The 15,103-nt window shown below is 74.9% G+C and carries 13 protein-coding genes and 1 pseudogene; 8 read left to right on the forward strand and 6 right to left on the reverse strand.

What is annotated here, in order from left to right:
- Positions 1-119: 119 nt before the first annotated feature.
- From ACFTWP_RS26025 to ACFTWP_RS26035, 3 genes are all read right to left on the reverse strand, one after another.
- Entirely contained in the window at positions 120-1,487 is a 1,368-nt protein-coding gene (locus ACFTWP_RS26025) for a pyridoxal phosphate-dependent decarboxylase family protein (RefSeq protein WP_380267224.1), read from the reverse strand.
- A gap of 264 nt (positions 1,488-1,751) precedes the next feature.
- Positions 1,752-2,216, reverse strand: a complete 465-nt coding sequence (locus ACFTWP_RS26030) for an Lrp/AsnC family transcriptional regulator (RefSeq protein ID WP_380267225.1) — start codon at positions 2,214-2,216, stop codon at positions 1,752-1,754.
- A gap of 84 nt (positions 2,217-2,300) precedes the next feature.
- Entirely contained in the window at positions 2,301-3,227 is a 927-nt protein-coding gene (locus tag ACFTWP_RS26035) for an NADP-dependent oxidoreductase (protein ID WP_380267227.1), read from the reverse strand.
- A 194-nt stretch (positions 3,228-3,421) separates the two neighbouring features.
- On the opposite strand from ACFTWP_RS26035, the gene nadA reads away from it, so the two are divergent.
- Entirely contained in the window at positions 3,422-4,603 is a 1,182-nt protein-coding gene (gene nadA, locus ACFTWP_RS26040; protein ID WP_380267228.1) for a quinolinate synthase NadA, read from the forward strand.
- Between the two features lie 81 nt (positions 4,604-4,684).
- Here the strand turns inward: nadA and ACFTWP_RS26045 are convergent, their stop codons facing one another.
- Both ACFTWP_RS26045 and ACFTWP_RS26050 read right to left on the reverse strand, forming a co-directional pair.
- Positions 4,685-4,984 (reverse strand): hypothetical protein, encoded by a 300-nt coding sequence (locus ACFTWP_RS26045; RefSeq protein ID WP_380267229.1) that lies wholly within the window; start codon positions 4,982-4,984, stop codon positions 4,685-4,687.
- A gap of 46 nt (positions 4,985-5,030) precedes the next feature.
- Positions 5,031-5,807 (reverse strand): PspA/IM30 family protein, encoded by a 777-nt coding sequence (locus ACFTWP_RS26050; RefSeq protein WP_380267230.1) that lies wholly within the window; start codon positions 5,805-5,807, stop codon positions 5,031-5,033.
- A gap of 323 nt (positions 5,808-6,130) precedes the next feature.
- Here ACFTWP_RS26050 and ACFTWP_RS26055 point away from each other — a divergent pair, with 323 nt between their 5' ends.
- Positions 6,131-6,730 (forward strand): DUF3043 domain-containing protein, encoded by a 600-nt coding sequence (locus ACFTWP_RS26055; RefSeq protein WP_380267231.1) that lies wholly within the window; start codon positions 6,131-6,133, stop codon positions 6,728-6,730.
- A gap of 182 nt (positions 6,731-6,912) precedes the next feature.
- On the forward strand, positions 6,913-7,611 hold the full coding sequence (locus ACFTWP_RS26060) for a class I SAM-dependent methyltransferase (RefSeq protein ID WP_380267342.1): 699 nt from the start codon (positions 6,913-6,915) through the stop codon (positions 7,609-7,611).
- A gap of 177 nt (positions 7,612-7,788) precedes the next feature.
- On the opposite strand, the gene ACFTWP_RS26065 is transcribed toward ACFTWP_RS26060, so the two are convergent.
- Positions 7,789-7,992 carry a hypothetical protein gene (locus ACFTWP_RS26065; RefSeq protein ID WP_380267232.1) on the reverse strand — a complete coding sequence of 68 codons (204 nt, stop codon included), beginning with the start codon at positions 7,990-7,992 and terminating at the stop codon, positions 7,789-7,791.
- 214 nt (positions 7,993-8,206) lie between these two features.
- On the opposite strand from ACFTWP_RS26065, the pseudogene cobU reads away from it, so the two are divergent.
- The 5 genes and pseudogenes from cobU to ACFTWP_RS26090 all read left to right on the forward strand — a co-directional run.
- Positions 8,207-8,752, forward strand: a pseudogene (cobU, locus tag ACFTWP_RS26070) (bifunctional adenosylcobinamide kinase/adenosylcobinamide-phosphate guanylyltransferase); the annotation flags it as partial.
- 47 nt (positions 8,753-8,799) lie between these two features.
- Positions 8,800-9,915, forward strand: a complete 1,116-nt coding sequence (locus tag ACFTWP_RS26075; protein WP_380267233.1) for a nicotinate-nucleotide--dimethylbenzimidazole phosphoribosyltransferase — start codon at positions 8,800-8,802, stop codon at positions 9,913-9,915.
- Positions 9,916-10,003: 88 nt separating this feature from the next.
- Positions 10,004-10,768 carry an adenosylcobinamide-GDP ribazoletransferase gene (locus ACFTWP_RS26080; RefSeq protein WP_380267343.1) on the forward strand — a complete coding sequence of 255 codons (765 nt, stop codon included), beginning with the start codon at positions 10,004-10,006 and terminating at the stop codon, positions 10,766-10,768.
- Positions 10,769-10,993: 225 nt separating this feature from the next.
- The gene (locus ACFTWP_RS26085; protein WP_380267235.1) at positions 10,994-13,024 is read left to right on the forward strand and encodes a hypothetical protein; all 2,031 of its coding nucleotides are present in this window, start codon (positions 10,994-10,996) and stop codon (positions 13,022-13,024) included.
- Between the two features lie 482 nt (positions 13,025-13,506).
- Positions 13,507-15,009, forward strand: a complete 1,503-nt coding sequence (locus tag ACFTWP_RS26090; protein ID WP_380267237.1) for a leucyl aminopeptidase — start codon at positions 13,507-13,509, stop codon at positions 15,007-15,009.
- Positions 15,010-15,103 lie beyond the last annotated feature (94 nt).

A 15,103-nucleotide genomic window follows, 5' to 3' on the forward strand; every position in this document is an offset into this window, starting at 1 on the left:
GATCCGGGGGACATCCCGGTCCACCGGGGCGGCGCCGTGCACAGGCACCTGCTGGACTCGGTGGACCGCGGCGCGCGGGGCGCCGCGCACGGCCCCGGCCCGCCCGGCGGTGGCGACGCTCACGCCATGGTGTCGAGGATCTCCCTGACCATCTCCATCGTGGTGCCCGGGTGCAGGAAGGCGAACCGGGCGACGGTCTCGCCGTCCCAGCCGGTCGGGGTGACGAAGCCGATCTGGTCCTCCAGCAGCTGCCGCGACCACCGGTAGTAGTCGTCGTTGGTCCAGCCCTTGCGGCGGAAGCAGACGGCGGACAGCTGCGGGTCGTGCAGCAGTTCCAGGTGCTCCGTCCCGCGGATCAGCTCGGCGCTCTCCCGGGCGAGCCGGAGGCCCTCCTCGATCGCGTCGGTGTACGCCTGGGTGCCGTGCACCGCGAGCGAGAACCAGAGCGGCAGGCCGCGGGCGCGGCGGGTGAGGTGGTAGGCGTAGTCGGTGGGGTTCCACTCGTCGCCCTCGGTGTGCAGGACGTCCAGGTACGAGGCGTCCTGGGTGTGCACGGCGCGGGCGAGCTGCGGGTTGCGGTAGACCAGCGCGGCGCAGTCGAACGGCGCGAACAGCCACTTGTGCGGGTCCACCACGAACGAGTCGGCGTGCTCGATGCCGTTGTAGCGCTCGCGGACGGAGGGCGCGAACAGCCCGGCGCCGCCGTAGGCGCCGTCCACGTGGAACCAGAGACCGCGCTCGCGGGTGACCTCGGACAGGCCCTGGAGGTCGTCGACGATGCCCTCGTTGGTGGTGCCGGCCGTGCCCACGACCGCTATCACGGTCTCCGGGTGCGGGTCGGCGGCGAGCGCGGCGCGCAGGGCCTCGCCGGTGAAGCGGCGGTCCACGGTCGGGACGACGAAGGCCTCGACGCCGATGATGTTGAAGGTGTTCTTGACCGAGGAGTGCACCTGGTCCGCCACCGCGATCCGCAGCGTGGTCTCCCGGCCCACGCCGAGCGTGCGTCGCGCGGTGTCGCGGGCGACGACGAGGGCGGAGAGGTTGCCGGCCGAGCCGCCGGAGACGAAGGTGCCGCCGGCCGACTGGGGCAGGCCCGCGCGGTCGGCGATCAGGCGCAGCACCTGGTTCTCGGCGGCGATCGCGCCGGCCGCCTCCAGCCAGGAGATGCCCTGCAGGGAGGCGCAGGAGACCACCATGTCGAAGAGCAGCGCGGCCTTGGTCGGCGCGCAGGGGATGAAGGAGAGGTAGCGCGGGCTGTCGGCGGAGATGACCGCGCGGGACAGCTCGTGGTCGTACAGCTTCAGGACGTCGGCGGGGTCGTTGCCGGTGGCGTTGAGGATCCCGGCCAGGCTGGCGCACAGGTGGTCGCCGTCGCCGGGGTGGTCGAGCGGCACGGGGTCGTACTGCAGCCGCTCGCGCATGTAGTCGAATACCAGGTCGACCAGCTCGCTGTCGGGCCGGTGCATGCGGTTGGGGGCTGCGGACACGGGTGTCCCTCTCGGCTTCGGGTGTCGGGGGGACCGGGCCGCGCGGCGGGGAGGGCGGGGCGGACCGGCATGATCAGCCTAGGCAGCGCGGTGGCCCGCCCGCGCGTCGGAACCCGGCCGGTCGGGCAGCTTTCGGGCGTGTTCGGGGGCCCGCACGCAGGATTCCTGCGTGGGGCCGGTGGGACGCCCGGGACACCCGGGACAGCCATGGGCGGGACACCGGGGTGGCGCGGCCCGCGGGGCGCCCGGTAGCGGCGCCCGGGCTCAGCCGATCAGCCGGGAGAGCACCACCGAGCTGCGGCTGCGCTGGACGCCCGGCTCCTTGCGGATCCGCTCGATGACGGCCTCCAGGTGCCCGGTGTCGGAGGCGCGCAGGTGGACCAGGGCGTCCGGGTCGCCGGTGACCGTCCAGGCGGCCACGACCTCGGGGAACTGCCGCAGGCTGGCGAGGATCTCCTCGGGCGCGGTCCGCTCCCGGCAGTACACCTCGACGAAGGCCTCGGTCTGCCAGCCGAGCAGGGCCGGGTCGAGCACCACGGTGAAGCCGCGGACGACGCCGCGGGCGCGCAGCCGGTCGATCCGCCGGCGGACGGCGGTCGCGGAGAGGTTCACCAGCAGACCGATCTCGGCGTACGAGGCGCGGCCGTCGCGGCCCAGCTGGGCGAGCAGGAGTCGGTCGGTCTCGTCCAGGGAGGCCCCGCCCGGTTCGGGCGGTCGGCTCGTGCTCATCGGTGCGGGGCTCCTGGTGGTGCGGGCGTGCCGGGCGGTGATCCGCGGAAACGGTTCACCGCCCATTCTGGCGGATCGGGCCGGTCAGTCCACCAGGAGCACGATCTTGCCCCTGGTCCGGCCCTCGGCGTTCAGCGCCTGCGCGGAGGCGGCCTGGGCGAGCGGGAAGGCCGAGGCGACGGTGACGGTGAGCCGGCCCTCGTCGGCCAGGCGGGCGAGGGCGGTGAGGTCCTCGGCGTCCGGACGGGCCCAGACGTAGTGGCCGCCGCGGGCGACCACCCCGAAGTCGGCGACCGAGGCGATCCGGGCGGGGTCGGCGACCAGCGCGGCGGAGGTTTCGACGGCGTCGCCGCCGACCAGGTCCAGGGCGGCGTCCACGCCCCCGGGCGCCAGCGCCCGGACCCGCTCGGCCAGGCCCGGGCCGTGCGCCACCGGTTCGGCGCCGAGCTCGCGCAGGTAGGCGTGGTTGCGCTCGCCGGCCGTGCCGATCACCCGGGCGCCGAGCGACCCGGCGATCTGGACCGCGAGGTGGCCGACCCCGCCGGCGGCGGCGTGCACCAGCACCGTCTCGCCGGAGCGGATCCGCAGCGCCCGGACCAGGCTCTGGTAGGCGGTGAGGCCGGCCAGCGGGAGCCCGCCGGCCTGGGCCCAGTCGAGCGCGGCGGGCTTGCGGGCCAGGGTGCGGACGGGGGCGGAGACCAGCTCGGCGTAGGTGCCGTGCTCCGCGGCGTCCTTGCGCACGTACCCGATCACCTCGTCCCCGGGGGCGAACTCGGTGACCGCGCCGCCGACGGCCCGCACCACCCCGGCGACGTCCCAGCCCATGACGAGCGGGAAGTGCGCGTCCAGGATCCCGTCGAGCCACCCCTCCCGGAGCTTCCAGTCGACCGGGTTGACCCCGGCCGCCCGGACCTGGACGAGCACGGAGTCGGGCCCCACCTTGGGATCGGGGAGGTCGGTGTACTCGACGACCTCGGGGCCGCCGTACTGCCTGATCGCGATTGCCTTCATCCCGCCAGCCAACCGTAGGGCCTGCCGAACACCGTCCGGCACACGCCGGGAAGACTCCGCTTGGTCGAGCGGTTCTGATCACATCGACAGGACGGCCATCGTCAATCTGACGCTAACCGGGTTATGATAGATAGCGTCAGATAGACGAGAAGGCCGCTTCGACGGACCCGGCCGCACCAGGAGGGCACCCGCCCGTGACCACCACCACTGAGACCTACGGCGTCGACCCCACTCCGACGCCGCTCGCCCTGCTGCTGCTCGGCCGCGAGGCCGACCCCAACAGCGAGCGCGGCGTCGAGTGCCCCGGCGACCTGCCCGCAGCCTCCGACCCCGACCTCGTCGAGCGCGCCCGCGCGGCCAAGGCCGCGCTCGGCGACCGCGTGTTCATCCTCGGCCACCACTACCAGCGCGACGAGGTGATCGAGTTCGCGGACGTCACCGGCGACTCGTTCAAGCTCGCGCGCGACGCCGCCGCCCGCCCGGAGGCCGAGTACATCGTCTTCTGCGGCGTGCACTTCATGGCCGAGTCCGCCGACATCCTCACCGGCCCGGCCCAGCAGGTCATCCTCCCCGACCTCGCGGCCGGCTGCTCGATGGCCGACATGGCCACCGCCGAGCAGGTCGCCGAGTGCTGGGACGTGCTGACCGACGCCGGCATAGCCGATGTCACCGTGCCGGTGTCGTACATGAACTCCTCGGCCGACATCAAGGCCTTCACCGGCAAGCACGGCGGCACCATCTGCACCTCCTCCAACGCCGAGCGGGCGCTGGAGTGGGCCTTCGAGCAGGGCGAGAAGGTGCTCTTCCTGCCGGACCAGCACCTGGGCCGAAACACCGCCGTGCGCGAGATGGGCCTGTCGCTGGACGACTGCGTGCTCTACAACCCGCACAAGCCGGGCGGCGGCCTGACCGTCGAGCAGCTGCGCGACGCCAAGATGATCCTCTGGCGCGGACACTGCTCGGTGCACGGCCGGTTCTCGCTCGACTCGGTGAACGACGTCCGCGCGCGCATCCCCGGCGTGACCGTGCTGGTGCACCCCGAGTGCAAGCACGAGGTCGTCTCGGCCGCCGACATGGTGGGCTCGACCGAGTACATCATCAAGGCGCTGGACGCCGCCGAGCCCGGCTCCAAGTGGGCCATCGGCACCGAGCTGAACCTCGTCCGCCGGCTCGCCAAGGCGCACCCGGACAAGGAGGTCGTCTTCCTCGACCGGGCGGTCTGCTTCTGCTCGACCATGAACCGGATCGACCTGCCGCACCTGGTCTGGGCGCTGGAGTCGCTGGTCGAGGGTCGCGTCCCGAACGTGATCACCGTCGACCCGGAGACCGAGAAGTACGCCAAGGCCGCGCTGGACCGGATGCTGGCCCTGCCGTAGCCACCCCGGTACGTGTGAGGGCGGGCACCCCCCCGGGGGGTGCCCGCCCTCACACGTACCGGCCCGCTCGCCGGTCGCCGCCTACCCGTACTCGGGGATGCCCGGGATCAGGCCGTCGCCCTCGGCGCGCAGCAGCCGGCGGACCTCGTCGATGGTCGCCTCGGCATCGGGGAGGATCAGGTCGGAGGGCTCCAGCGAGTCGTCCGGCAGCGGACTGCCGAACGTCTTCACCGCGGCCAGCAGACCGTCCAGCGCGGTCCGGAAGTGCTCCTCGTCCCCCGACTCCAGCGCACGCAGCAGTTCCTCGTCCAGCTCGTTGAGCCGGTTCAGGTGGTCGTCCGCCACCTGGAACTGCCCTTCCCCCATGACCCTCATGATCATGCCGCTGAGTCTCCCTGCTGTCGTGGCCGATGCCGTAGGAGTGGGATCACTTGTTGTAGTTGATCGTCCCCGGGGTGTCCTGCTTGCCCTGGGCACCGGGCTTGCCCTGCTCGATCGCCGGCTGCGCCGCCGGTGAGCCGCCGGTCAGCTCGGCCTTCATCCGGGCCAGCTCCAGCTCGACGTCGGACCCGCCGGCCACCCGCTCCAGCTCGGCCTCGATGTCGTCCTTGCGGCCGAGGCCGCTGGCGTCGTCGAGCGCGCCGGAGGCCAGCAGCTCGTCGATCGCACCCGCGCGGGCCTGCATCTGGGCCGTCTTGTCCTCGGCCCGCTGGATCGCCAGGCCCACGTCGCCCATCTCCTCCGAGATCCCGGAGAAGGACTCCGCGATCCGGGTCTGCGCCTGGGCGGCGGTGTAGGTGGCCTTGATGGTCTCCTTCTTCGTACGGAAGGCGTCCACCTTGGCCTGCAGCCGCTGGGAGGCGAGCGTCAGCTTCTCCTCCTCGGCCTGGAGCTGCTGGTACTGCGTCTCCAGGTCGGTGATCTGCGTCTGCATGCTGGCCTTGCGGGTCAGGGCCTCGCGCGCGAGGTCCTCCCGACCGAGCGAGAGCGCCTTGCGCCCCTGGTCCTCGTACTTCGCGGACTGCTGCTGCAGCTGGGTCAGCTGGAGCTCCAGGCGCTTGCGCGAGGTGGCCACGTCGGCCACTCCCCTGCGCACCTTCTGCAGCAGTTCGAGCTGCTTCTGGTACGAGTAGTCGAGCGTTTCACGCGGATCTTCTGCACGGTCCAGGGCCTTGTTGGCCTTGGACTTGAAGATCAGCCCCATACGCTTCATGATTCCGTCGCTCATGGGCCTCGGGTGCCCCCTTCTCCGGCCTGCGGTCTCAGTCTCGTTACCAGACACGACGAGTGTATGTGCAGCGAGGCGATCGCCGCAGTGCACCTGCCTGCAACAAGACTGCTACAGCCATCCGTGCCGACGCCTCATCCCGGGGGTGGAACCCGACCCCGATCCCATGATCCGCCAGGGGGAGGGAACCCCGTACTGGACGCGCCGGGGGCCGGCCGGAATCATCGGAATCTTGATCGATATCTGTTTGGGTCCAAGGGCACGGGAAGAAGCGCTCGTCCACCCCGTACGCTGGGGGTGTGTTCCGACGCCGTACAGACGATGCCACTGCCTCCGCCGCCGTGCTGGAGAAGCAGAGCGATACGAGCCAGGCCCGCGACCCGCAGGCGAAGAAGGGCCGGCCCACGCCCAAGCGCAGTGAGGCCGAGTCCAACCGGCGCACCCGGGTGACCGTCCCCAAGGACCGTAAGGAGGCCGCCCGCCAGTCCCGCGAGCGCATGCGCTCCGAGCGCGAGAAGCAGCGCACCGCGCTGCTGGAGGGCGACGAGCGCTACCTGCCGGCCCGTGACAAGGGCCCGGTGCGCAAGTTCGCCCGCGACTACGTGGACGCCCGCTGGTCGCTCGCCGAGTTCTTCCTGCCCGCCGCCGTGGTCATCCTGATCCTCAGCGTCGTGCGGGTGCCGGCCCTGCAGCTCCTGTCCACCCTGCTCTTCCTCACCTTCTTCGTCCTGGTCATCCTGGACTTCGTGCGCCTGGGCCTCGGCCTGCGCAAGCAGCTCGGCGAGCGCTTCGCCGGGCAGAACACCCGGGGCGCCGTCGCGTACGGCCTGATGCGCATCCTGCAGATGCGCCGCCTGCGGCTGCCCAAGCCCCAGGTCAAGCGCGGGGCCAAGCCCTGACCGCCGAGCCGGTGAACTCGGGCTGGGCCCCTCCCACCTGGGAGGGGCCCGGCCTGTACGCGTTGCCGGGCCAGGGCGGCGGGAGCCACGACCGGCTCCCCTCGCGCAGCGGCTCGTTCGCCGGCGGCGCCGGCCCCTGGCCGGAGCGCCAGGGCGGACTGCGCAACCTGGTCCGCCAGGAGATGATCGCCCGGCAGCTGGCCGACGAGCTCTCCGGGCGCACCGCCCAGCGCGTCCTCGACGTCGGCTGCGGCCAGGGCACCCAGGCACTGCGCCTCGCCCGGGCCGGCCACTTCGTCACCGGCATCGACTCGGACCCGGTCGCCCTCGGCGTCGCCCAGGGCGCGCTGGCCGAGGAGCCCGCCGAGGTCCGCGGCCGGGTCCAGCTGCTCAGCGGGGACGGCCACCAGTGCGGGCGCTGGTTCGGCGCGCGGAGCTTCGACGTGGTGCTCTGCCACGGCGTCCTGATGTACCTGCCCGACCCGGACCCGATGATCGCCTCGCTGGCCCGGCTGATCGCCCCCGGCGGCGTCCTCTCGCTGGTGGCCCGCAACCGCGACGCGCTGGCCATGCGCCCCGGCGCGGCCGGGGACTGGCGCGCCGCGCTGCACGCCTTCGAGAGCGACCGCTACTACAACCGGCTGGGGCTCACCGCCCGCGCCGACCGGATCACCGACCTCGCCGTCACCCTCGGCGAGGTCTCGGTGCCGCTGAAGCACTGGTACGGCGTGCGGGTCTTCACCGACAACGCCGCGGACGACGCGGCGCCGCCCGTGGACGGCCGCCGCCTGGCCCAGCTGCTGGAGGCCGAGGAGCGCGCCGGGAAGACCGACCCGTACCGCCAGATAGCCGGCCTGCTGCACGTGATCGGCGCCAAGTGACCGCAGCGCGGCCGCCCCTGCCCGGACGCCCCGGCCCGCGAGCGAAGCCGTGACGGCGGACGGGAAAGGCCGATCGAACGGAACGGCCCGGCGGGACGGCACCGCCCGGCGGGACGCCGGGGCCGGCCCCGAACGGGTTCAGGACTCGTGGCCGGCCGGGACGGACCGCGGGGACCCTCAGGACTCGTGCAGGCTCATCGAGTAGATGACCCGGTCGTCGTCCAGCAGCACGGCCGTGTCGACGCCGTCCTCCACCAGCTGCTTCCAGCTCTCGCCGATCCAGGACTCCGCGTCGCCCTGACCGGGGAACTCCTCCTGGCTCCCGCCCGCGGGGGCCACCACGGTGCCGTCCGCCTTCTCGTACCGCCACGTCCAGACCATGCCCGGCTCCTCCCGCTGACGACTGGTTGGTCGTACCGCTCTGTCCTGCTGCTGCACTGCCCCGACCGCTGCGCCGTACGGCTGCTGCGCGGTGCCGTCCTGCCGCTGCGCCGTGCTGCCGTGTCGCACTGCTGTGTCGTGCTGCGCACATTAGCCTGCCCGCAGCGATCACCCCTACGCCTCTTCCGGCAGGATGACCACCATGGCACTCCCCCGCACCCTGATCCTCGGCGGCGCCCGCTCGGGCAAGTCCACCCGGGCCGAGCAGCTGCTCGCCGGGCACCGCGACGTCCTCTACGTGGCGACCGGCGGCACCCGCGACGGTGATCCCGATTGGGCCCAGCGGGTCGAGCTGCACCGGGAGCGGCGGCCGGACAGCTGGCGGACGGCGGAGACCTGCGACCTGGAGGGCGTGCTGCGGGACGGCTCCGACCCGGCCCCGGTGCTGATCGACTGCCTGGCGCTCTGGCTGACCACGGTGATGGACGAGTGCCTCGCCTGGGACGACGCGCACTGGGCCGCCGGCGGCGAGGCGGCCGTCCAGCGGCGCTGCGCGGCGCTGGCGGCCGCCTGGGGTGCGACGGACCGTCAGGTGGTCGCCGTCAGCAACGAGGTCGGCATGGGGGTCGTCCCGGCCACGGCCGCCGGCCGGCGCTTCCGCGACACCCTGGGGCGCCTGAACATGGCGGTGGCCGACGCCTCCGAACGGGTGCTGCTGGTGGTCGCGGGGCAGGTGGTGACCGTGAAGCCCGCCGCCTGACAGGCCACCCACCTGATGCGGGCCCACGCCGTGTAGCCTTCCCAGCGATGGACACGACCGTGGATCTGGATACGTTCTCCTCGCTCGTCGAGCGCCCCGACGAGAGCGCCCGCAGGGCCGCCGACGAACGCTGGCAGGCGCTCGACCGGCCGCGCGGCGGCCTCGGCCAGTTGGAGGAGCTGGGCAGCTGGCTGGCCTCCGTACAGGGGCGTTCCCCGGTACGGCCGCTGGTCGCGCCCAAGGTGCTGCTGTTCGCCGGCGACCACGGGGTGGCCTCGCTGGGCGTCTCCGAGCTGTCCGCCGACGGCGGCACCGCCGGTCGCGTGCGGGCCGTCCTGGACGGCACCGCCCCGGTCGCGGTGCTCGCGCGGCGCTTCGGCGCCGGCATCCGGGTGGTCGACGTCGCGGTGGACGCCGACCCCGACGGCTTTCCCGAGGAGGTCGTCCGGCACCGGATCAGGCGCGGCTCGGGCCGGATCGACGTCGAGGACGCGCTGAGCCAGGAGGAGGCCGCCCGGGCGTTCCGGGCCGGCATGGCGGTCGCCGACGAGGAGGCCGACGCCGGCACGGACCTGGTGGTGCTCGGCGACCTCGGGGTCGGCTCGACCACCGTCGCCGCCGTCCTGGTCGGCGCCCTGTGCGGAACGGACGCGGCGGCGGTCACCGGCCGCGGCTCCGGCATCGACGACCGGGTCTGGATGGTCAAGTGCGCCACCGTCCGCGACTCGCTGCGGCGGGCCCGGCCGGTGCTCGGCGACCAGCTGGCCCTGCTGGCGGCCACCGGCGGCGCGGACTTCGCCGCCATCACCGGCTTCCTGCTGCAGTCCGCGGTCCGCCGGCTGCCGGTGGTGCTGGACGGCGTCGTCTCGGCCTCCTGCGCGCTGGTCGCGCAGCGGATCGCGTTCCGGGCGCCGGAGTGGTGGCGGGCCGGCCAGGCGACCGGCGAGCCCGCGCAGGCGAAGGCGTACGACCGGCTCACGCTGATCCCGCTGCAGGACCAGAAGATCACCATGGGCGAGGGCGTCGGCGCGCTGATGGCCCTGCCGTTGCTGCAGGCGGCGGCGGACACCCTCGCCGAGGAGACGGCCGTGCCCCCGCCGCCGCAGGCACCGCGGGAGCAGCCGAAGTTGCCGTCGGCCGCGGACCTGCTGGGCCGGGTCTGACGCCGTGTCGCGGCAGCCGGGCTCCGGCCCGGAGGGCCCCGCACCGGGCACGGCCGGCTCCGACGGCTCCGCGCCGGGCGCCGAGGCGTTGCGGTTCGAGGGGCTGAGGTTCGCCTTCGGCACGCTGTCGGTGCTCCGGGTACGCGTCGCGCGCTGGGACCGGCCGACCGCGGGGCGGGCGATGCTCTGCGCCCCGGCGGTCGGGGTCGTGCTGGGGGTGCTCGCCGCTGCGGCGGGCGCACTGGTTGCCTGGCGCGCCGGGGCCCTGCTCGGCGCGGTCGTGGCGGTCGCCGTGCCGGCCGCGCTGACCCGGGGGCTGCACCTGGACGGGCTGGCGGACGTCGCGGACGGTCTGGGCAGCGGCAGACCCGCCGAGGACGCGCTGCGGATCATGAAGCAGTCCGACATCGGGCCGTTCGGGGTGCTCACCCTGCTGCTCGTCCTGCTCGCCCAGATCGCTGCGCTGACCGGCCAGTTCGAGCAGTCGCCGGGGCGGGGGGCGCTCGCGGTGCTCGCGGGCGCGGTGACCGCGCGCTGCGCGCTCGCCTGGGGCTGCCTGCGGTCCGTTCCCGCCGCGCGGCCCGGCGGGCTGGGCGCGATGGTCGCGAGCACCGTACCGGCCGCCGCCGCACTCGCCGTCTCGGCCGGCGCCGCCCTGCTGCTCGCGCTGGCCGGCCTCACCGACGGCTGGTCGGCGCTGCGGCTGCCGCTCGCGCTGGTCGTCGGCCTGCTCGCCGCCCGGTCACTGCTGCGCCGCTGCGTCCGCCGCTTCGGCGGCGTCACCGGCGACGTGCTGGGCGCCATGGCCGAGACCGCCGCCACCGCCTGCCTGTTCGCACTGGCCCTGGCCTGAGGGACGGCCCGCCGCAACCGGGCCGGTCGCCCCGACTGCCCCGCGCCGGGCCACCCGTGACGGCCCGTGACGGCCCACGGTCCTTCGGGTGCGGGTCGGGCAGCCGTTCGACGGCTCGTAGAATCGGCGGTGATCACGACAGGGCCGCGTCCGACCACTCGGGTCGGACCGGGGCGCGGCACCGGGCGCCCGGCGGGACCGGTCGGACACGGCATAGGGGGCAGCGTGGACGGGTTGGAGCGCCGGCTACCGCCGTTGCGGGCCGGGCGGCAACCGGCCGGCCGGGCACTGCTGAGCTGGCTGGACGATCCGCGCGCACCCCGGCTCTGCCGCATCTCCGGGCCGCCCGGCAGCGGCAAGACCCACCTGCTGACCTGGCTGGTCGCCGCCTGCGCGAGCCCCGGCACGCCCGCCGGGCACCGCCCGGACGCCGTCCTGGCCGCCACCGGCCTCACCCTGGACGGCGCCACCTGGTCGCTGGGCCACCGGCTCGGCGCGAGCGCCCGCACCCCGGCCGAGCTGACGGCCGCGCTGCGCGAGGACGACCGCCCCCGACTGCTGGTGGTGCGGGACCTCGACCGGGCCGCCGAACCCGCCGCCATCAGCGCCGGGCTGCTCGATCCGCTGCTGGCGCTGCCGGGCCTGCGACTCCTCGTCGAGGCCGCCACCGGCTCGCCGGAGGCCGCCGCACTGACCGCCGTCGCACCCGCCGCCGTCCTGGAGCTGGACGACCCGCTCTGGACCGACGCCGGCCGCTTCGCCTCCTGGTACCAACGGCTGCGCGGCGACTCGCCGTTCGACGCCGAGCAGGCCTACCCCGGCCCCGGTGCGGCCCTGCTGGCCGCGAAGGTCCCGCCCGGCGCCGGCCCGCCGACCGGGCCGGTGGCAGCCGCCTGGTGGGCCGCCCTGCCGGCGGAACTGCGGCCGGCCCTGGCCGCGCTCGCCGCGGCCGGGCGCCCGCTCACCGGGCCGGAGTGGTCCCTGCTGGCCGACCCCGGGGCCGTCCGCCGGGCCGGGGAGCTGCTGCCGCCCGACTCCCCCGCCGGGGACACCTGGTGGCTCCCCGCGGGCCCGCTGCGCGAGCAGGTCACCGCCACCCTCGCCGAACCGGACCCGCGGGCGGCCCTGACGGCGCTGCACGCGGCCCTGCCGCGCACCCCCGACGGCGCCCTCGACCTGCCGGGAGCGGGCGGGAAGCGGCTGGGCCTGCTGCTCGGGCAGGCCGTCCGGGCCGGCGGCGCGGACGGCCTGTTGGACGCCCTGCTGGACGATCCGGCCGTCCTCGCCCAGGCGGATCCGACGGCCGTCACGGCCGCCTTCGCCGCCCGGCCGGGCAGCCGGCTCGCCCCGGCCTGGCGGGCGGCCGGCCCCGCGCTGGTGCACGAGCCCGAGGCCGCCGTCCGCGCCGAGCTGCTGCGGGTACGGCTGTTGGGCCCCTCGCACGCTCCGGCCCCGCCGCCCGCCGGGGGCGCGGGGTGGCGGGCCGAGTGGGCGCACTGGCTGCCCCCCGCGGAGCCGCCGCTGGTCACCGCGGCGCTCGGCGCGGGCCCGTACGCCGGTCAACTGCTGCTGGCGGACGGCCGGGGCGTGCTGCGCTCCGCCGATCTGGCCACCGGCGCGCTCTCCGCCCCCGCGCCCTTCTCGGCGCCGCCGGGCGTCCGGGCGCTCGCCTGCCTGGCCGACGGCGCCATCCTCGCGCTGGACGTCACCGGCGTCCCGCGGTCGGTGGCGGGAGCCGCCCCGCCGGCGCTGCCGGCCGAGGCGGTCAGCGCGCTGACCAACCTGCCCGCCGTCGGCGACCCGGCCGGCGTGGTGCACTGGCCGGTGCCCGGCCAGGAGAGCCGGGAGCGGCTGCACGACGGGCCGGTGACCGCCGTCGGCGGTGTCCTGCTGCCGGCTCAGGACCTCGCGGCGGCGCCGGTCCCGCTCCTGCTCAGCGGGGGCGTCGACGGGAGGGTCCGGGGCTGGAGTCCGACCTTCCCGCCGTTGCCGGAGCCCTTGCACGAACGGCCCTGCCCGGTGGTCTCGGTGTCGGTGGCCCAGACGTCCGCGGGTCTGGTCATGGCCGCCGCCTGGACGGACGGGGTGGTCCGGATCCAGTGCCCCGCCGAGGGGGACGGCTGCGTGGAACTGCGGCTGGGCTCACCGGTCACGGCGGTCGAGGTCGACCCGGCCGGGCGGGTGGTGGTGGTCCTGCTCGACGGTGTGGTCTGCCTGCGCCCGGACCGGGACGGGCCGGCGACGGCCCGGGGCTGAGCCGGCCCCTGCGGCGCCCCCGGGGGAGCGGGACTGCGCTCCCGCCGGGCCGGACGAGGCCCCACGCAGGGTTTCTGACCTGGCGTCATGGCACGGGCGCGCGGCGGACGACCTCGGCACGGGCGGCGCGGCCGGCCGGCCCGCCGAGCGGCCGGGGCCGGCGCCCGCGCACCCCCGGCCGCGGCGCCCGGCGGCCGGAACCCGTGCGGCGCCCGGCCACGGGCGGGTACCGGGGGCGGCGTGATCCCAGCATGCGGACTACCATGCGGGGAGCACCGTAGCCCTGCACCGTCGCGGGTACTGCCCGGCCGCTCTTCGCCGAGGAGCCGGGACCTCTGCTGTGTGCGGTCGCCGGAGGCGGCGCACGCGCCAGGGGCCCCGGAACCGGAGCCGGCCGGGTGGATCCCGGCGACGCGGGGGTACGCCGGTGCGGCATCACCGCCGCACCCGGCCGTGGACGCGAAAGAACAGGACGCAAATACGTGACTGCATTGTCTGTGAGCACCTCCTCCGCCGCCTCGCTGCGTGCGGACGCCCTGGTGGTCGGCGTGGCGAAGGGCCCGAAGGGCGTCGTGGTGGCTCCCGGTGCCGAGGCCGTGATCGAGGCGTTCGAGGGCAAGCTGGCCGAGGTCCTCACCACCCTGGGCGCGACCGGCGGCGAGGGCGAGGCCGTCAAGGTCCCCTCCCCCGCCGGACTGAAGGCGCCGCTCGTGCTCGCGGTCGGCCTCGGCGACGCCGAGGAGGGGTTCTCCGAGGAGGCGCTGCGCCGCGCGGCCGGTGTCGCGGCCAGGACCCTGGCGGGCAGCAAGAAGGTCGCCCTGGCCCTGCCGGCCGAGTCGGCGGAGGAGGCCGGCGCCGTGGCGCTCGGCGCCCTGCTGGGCTCGTACGCCTACGGCACCTACAAGAGCAACGGCAACGGCAAGGAGCCGGTCGGCGAGCTGGTCGTGCTGACGAGCCGTAAGGGCGGCAAGGACGCCAAGGCGGCCGTCGAGCGCGCCACCGCGGTGGGCGAGGAGATGAACCGCGCCCGCGACCTGATCAACATGGCGCCGAACGACCTCAACCCGAAGGCCTTCGCCACCGTCGTCCAGGCGGCCGGCAAGGAGCACGGCCTCAAGGTCGAGGTGCTGGACGAGAAGGCGCTCGCCAAGGGCGGCTTCGGCGGCATCCTCGGCGTGGGCGTCGGCTCGGCGAACCCGCCGCGGCTGGTGAAGGTGGCCTACACCCACCCGAAGGCCAAGGCGACGCTCGCCTTCATCGGCAAGGGCATCACCTACGACTCGGGCGGCATCTCGCTGAAGCCGGCCGGCCACAACGAGACCATGAAGTGCGACATGTCGGGCGCCGCCGCGGTGTTCGCCGCCGTGGTCGCCGCCAAGCGGCTGGGCCTGGCCGTCAACATCACCGGCTGGCTGGCGCTGGCCGAGAACATGCCGTCCGGCTCGGCCACCCGCCCCGGCGACGTGCTGCGGATGTACGGCGGCAAGACCGTCGAGGTGCTCAACACCGACGCCGAGGGCCGTCTGGTGCTGGCCGACGCCATCGTGCGGGCCGGCGAGGAGAACCCGGACGTGATCGTCGACGTGGCGACGCTGACCGGCGCGATGGTGCTGGCGCTGGGCAACCGCACCTTCGGTGTGATGTCCAACAGCGACGAGCTGCGGGAGACCCTGCACGCGACGGCGAAGGAGGCCGGCGAGCAGTCCTGGCCGATGCCGCTGCCCGCCGAGCTGCGCAAGGGCATGACCGACTCGACCATCGCCGACCTGGCCAACATGGGCGAGCGGATGGGCGGCGGCCTGGTGGCCGGGCTGTTCCTGAAGGAGTTCGTCAGCGAGGGCACCGACTGGGCGCACCTCGACATCGCCGGCCCGGCCTTCCACGAGGGCGCGCCGTACGGCTACACCCCGAAGGGCGGCACGGCGAGCGCGGTGCGCACCCTGGTCCGTTTCGCGGAGCGGACCGCCGCGGGCGACAAGGCCTGACCCGTTCCACCCGCGCCCCGGTCTCCGGGGCCACCGGCCCGGCGCCTCTCAACAGGCGCCGGGCCTTTTTCATTCCATTTCTCGGTTACCTGGC

Origin of the sequence: Kitasatospora sp. NPDC057015, from assembly GCF_042673745.1 — a bacterium.
Taxonomy (GTDB): domain Bacteria; phylum Actinomycetota; class Actinomycetes; order Streptomycetales; family Streptomycetaceae; genus Kitasatospora.